Annotated in this window: 1 protein-coding gene; it reads right to left on the bottom strand. The window is 66.8% G+C overall.

The genetic code is table 11. The features are described 5' to 3' along the window. Positions 1-706: AMP-binding protein (locus tag AC1DYI_RS37615; RefSeq protein WP_477209145.1), on the bottom strand; the 706-nt coding region annotated here is incomplete at both ends.

Genomic DNA, 706 nt, shown 5'->3' with positions numbered 1-706 from the left:
CACCGACGGCTCGGTCAGCGTCGACGACGACGGCCGCGGCGTGATCATGTGGCCGCCGGTCTCGGTCTGCCAGAAGGTGTCGACGATCGGGCAGCGGCCGCCGCCCACATGCAGGTGGTACCACTCCCACGCGGCCGGGTTGATTGGCTCACCGACCGAGCCGAGGATGCGCAGGCTCGACAGGTTGTAGCGGTCCGGGTGAATGGCAGCATTGCCCTCAGCAGCCTTGATCAAGGAGCGGATCGCCGTCGGCGCGGTGTAGAACACCGTCACTTTGTGGTCCTGGATCATCTTCCAGAAGCGGCCGGCATCCGGGTAGGTCRGCACGCCTTCGAAGACGATTTCGGTGCCGCCGAGCGCCAGCGGGCCGTAGGTGATGTAGGTGTGGCCGGTGACCCAGCCGATGTCGGCCGTGCACCAGAACACATCGTCGGCCTTCAGGTCAAACGTCCACTTCGTCGTCAGCGCAGCGTGCAGCAGGTAGCCGCCGGTCGAGTGCTGCACACCCTTGGGTTTGCCGGTCGAACCCGAGGTGTAGAGCAGGAACAGCGGGTGCTCGGCCTCGACCCACTCCGGCTCGCAGGTGCTGGGCTGGCCAGCAATCACGTCGGCCAGCCACAGGTCGCGGCCCGCGGCCATTGACACCGCAGCACCCGAGCGTTTGACGACGAGCACGTTCTTCACCGAGTCGCAGCCACCCAGGCCC

The sequence above is a fragment of the Ideonella sp. P3_A4 genome (assembly GCF_056403075.1).
The sequence above is the reverse complement of the archived record's forward strand: the minus strand, read 5'-3'. Positions and strand labels throughout refer to the sequence as shown.